The sequence below is a fragment of the Nostoc cf. edaphicum LEGE 07299 genome, assembly GCF_015207245.1.
Taxonomy (GTDB): Bacteria; Cyanobacteriota; Cyanobacteriia; order Cyanobacteriales; family Nostocaceae; genus Nostoc; species Nostoc edaphicum_B.
Genome location: NZ_JADEXF010000686.1, coordinates 1 through 3451 on the forward strand (window position 1 = coordinate 1; position 3451 = coordinate 3451).

Annotated in this window: 3 protein-coding genes; all 3 read right to left on the bottom strand. The window is 46.1% G+C overall.

Going from position 1 to position 3451, the window contains the following annotated elements:
• Nucleotides 1-299 (bottom strand): transaldolase family protein (locus tag IQ229_RS19005; protein WP_322744018.1); only part of this gene is annotated, 299 nt, incomplete at its 3' end.
• A 245-nt stretch (nt 300-544) separates the two neighbouring features.
• Nucleotides 545-1975 (bottom strand): pyruvate kinase, encoded by a 1431-nt coding sequence (gene pyk, locus IQ229_RS19010; RefSeq protein WP_194046416.1) that lies wholly within the window; start codon nt 1973-1975, stop codon nt 545-547.
• Nucleotides 1976-2217: 242 nt separating this feature from the next.
• Nucleotides 2218-3261, bottom strand: coding sequence for a type I glyceraldehyde-3-phosphate dehydrogenase (gap, locus tag IQ229_RS19015; RefSeq protein WP_194046414.1), 1044 nt, complete (start codon nt 3259-3261; stop codon nt 2218-2220).
• Between the last annotated feature and the right edge of the window lie 190 nt (nt 3262-3451).

Below are 3451 nucleotides of genomic sequence, written 5' to 3' on the forward strand. Positions count from 1 at the left end.
TCTGTAGACACGCGACCGGGACTGATTTGCAAAATCTTTAATCCGAAGGCAACTGCTAAACGGTCAAAAGCTAGAGAAACTATCTGTGCTTGGGTGGCTCCGGCTCCAGCATCTTTCTTCGCTTGCAGTAAAGTTTGATCGACAATTCCCTGATATTCTGGCATCTGCGCCGCAGCAGTAATCAGCGAAGGATTGGTGGTAGCGTCTTGGGGTTTGAACTTTTCAATTGCCTGGATATCCCCTGTATCTGCGACTACAACAGTTACTTGTCGCAATTGTTCCAGTAAATTCTTAGACATAAAATACTCCGTGATGTTTGTTTAGGATTTACTTATTCCCCAGTTCTTACCAAATGAGTGCTGAGTGCTGAGTGCTGAGTTCTGAGTGGGAAGTTAAGAGTTATTTATCTCCTTGTCTCCCTAGTCCTTAGTCCCCAATCATGAGTCCCCAGTCTCCAGTTCCTTCAATTCTGATTCTGGCAATTTTTCTTAATCATTGCCCAATTTTGCTTACTATCTTCAGCCACAGCCCTATTCTAAGTGCCTTATGCCGAAATTGGCTGTCCAATGGAATGCACTTTGATTAAACTAGTTGTGCCCGATTTACCAATTGGAACACCAGAAGTAATTACTACTTTATCGCCCTTATTCGCTAGACCCATGTCTACAACTGTGTTCACCACATTGGCAAACATCTCTTCAGCATTGTGGACTGGTGGGATCAGCAAAGCTTCTACACCCCAAGAAAGTGCTAGCTGACGGTAAGCGGTAATGTCGGAGGTTAGGGCAATAATGGGAGAAGTCGGCCGATATTTAGAAACCATTCTCGCCGTACTTCCTGATGAAGTGTTACAGAGAATTGCCCGTGAGCCTGTTTCATAAGCGATGCGACAGACGGATTCTGCCACAGATTCGGTAACGCTGAGACTGCCTGCTTCATGACACCAAGCGTGTTTGCTACCCTCATCGAGAGCTTGTTCTGTCCGCACGGCGATGTTGTGCATCATCTGCACTGCGGCGATGGGATATTGTCCGACAGCTGTTTCACCAGAAAGCATTACTGCGTCTGTTCCATCCAAGATAGAGTTGGCAACATCGGTTGCTTCGGCGCGGGTGGGATCGGGGGCGCTAATCATCGACTCTAGCATTTGGGTGGCTGTAATCACCGGCTTGCCAGCACGATTGCAACGACGAATAATATCTTTTTGAATTAGGGGTACTTCGTGAATTGGCACTTCCACCCCTAAATCGCCACGGGCAATCATAATCGCGTCGGCAACTTTCAGAATGGAGTCAAAGTTTTCTACTGCCTCCGATCTTTCGATTTTGGCAATTAAGCGGATCGAAGCGCCGGCGGCTTCAATCATCCGTCTGGCGGGTTCTAAGTCTTGTGGCGATTGGACGAAGGACACCGCTACCCAATCTACACCCAACTGAATCCCAAAGCGCAGATCCAGCAAGTCTTTTTCGGTGATGGAATTAACAGGTAAAGGAGTTTGTGGCAGGTTTACTCCTTTATGCGTGGAAATTAACCCGCCAGTTTTCACTTGGGCGCGAATGCGATCGGCATCGCGATCGGTAACAATTAACTTGACGCGACCATCATTAATTAAAATTGGTTCACCTGGTCGCACCATTGCAAACAGAGTCGGCAATGGTAGAGGTAATTCGTCAATACTCTCACCCTTTTCTTGCAAAACAAAGGTAACTTCAGTACCAGCTTCTAAATTTAACCCTTCTGGTGGTAAGGTTCCCAAACGAATCTTGGGACCACACAGGTCTTGCATAATTGCGATCGGCTTTTGCTGCTCAGTGCTAATTTGTCTGAGATAGTGAGCAGTTTGAGCATGGAATTCGTAAGCCCCGTGGGAAAAATTCAGCCGCGCCACATTCATTCCAGCTTCTACCAAGCCTTGCAGCTTTTCGGGTGCAGATGTAGCCGGCCCAACAGTACAAATGATTTTGGTTCGACGCATAGGGATTAGGGGTTGAGGAGTAACCTGCAAATTTGGATGGTTTGAGCGTAGGCGTAGCCCGTCGTAGACATCGCACCAAGCATCCAAATTCACACGTGCTTCATATCACTGGTTTGCTAAATAAAAATACTAGATTCCGTTTTATTTTCGGAGTATTTACCATTTGACCCAAATCCCAAAAGTCTCTAGTCAAGAGTCAGCAGTCAAAAGCTAATGACCAATGACTAATGACTAATGACTAATCAAACCACAGCCGCTGTCGGGGCGAGTTTTTCCTTCTGTGACATAGACAACATCAGGTCAATCACGCGATTTGAGTAGCCCCACTCGTTGTCATACCAAGCAATTACCTTGAAGAAGTTGGAATTCAACTCAATCCCAGCACCTGCGTCGAAGATGCTGGAATGAGTATCGCCTTGGAAATCTGTAGAAACTACTTCTTCATCTGTGTAGCCCAAGATACCCTTTAGTGAACCTGCGGCAGCCTCCTTCATAGCAGCACGGATTTCCTGATAACTGGTGGCTTTGGCTGTTTTGAAAGTTAAATCAACTACAGAGACATCGGGAGTTGGAACTCGTAATGCCATCCCAGTTAACCTGCCCTTCAATTCTGGTAAAACCAGTGCTACGGCTTTCGCTGCGCCTGTGGAGGAGGGAATAATATTTTGAGATGCACCTCGACCACCCCGCCAGTCTTTTTTGCTGGGGCCGTCTACAGTTGGCTGAGTGGCAGTCATGGCATGGACTGTAGTCATCAACCCTTCAGTCAACCCAAAGTTGTCATTAATGACCTTAGCTATGGGAGCTAGACAGTTTGTAGTGCAGCTAGCATTGGAAACAATGATATCCTTGCTAGGGTCAAATAGGTGATGATTGACACCCATTAACAGGGTAGTAACTCTATCTGGATCTTTTGTGGGAGCGGAGATTACCACTCGCTTTGCACCTGCCTTCAGGTGGTTTGCAGCTCCTTCGTAGTCAGTGAAGAGTCCGGTAGCTTCCACGACATAATCTGCACCTAATTTTCCCCAAGGTAACTCTGCTGGATTCCTAACTGACACACAAGGAATGAAATGTACGTCAATCAAAATGCCGTCTTCCTTGGCTTCAACCTTCTGCTTTAATTTACCGTGGGTTGAATCGTACTTTAATAGATAAGCGAGGTTATCTGGTGGTACTAGGTCGTTAATGCCCACAAACTCAATATTGGGATTATCGATGCCAGCACGAAGCACAAGTCGTCCGATTCGACCGAAGCCATTGATACCAACTTTCAATTTAGTCAAGATTAAACCTCCCGTTGTGGAAGTTGAACAAAAGGAGAAAGTTAAAAGTCAAAATAGATTGCCTTTTACTCTTTACTCTTTGATCCTGACAGTCTCAGTCAGCTAAGGCATATTTACTTGGCATATTTTAAGGATTGGGGCATTGGGCATGGGGCAAAACAGTGCTGAGTGCTGAGTTAAGAGTTAGGAG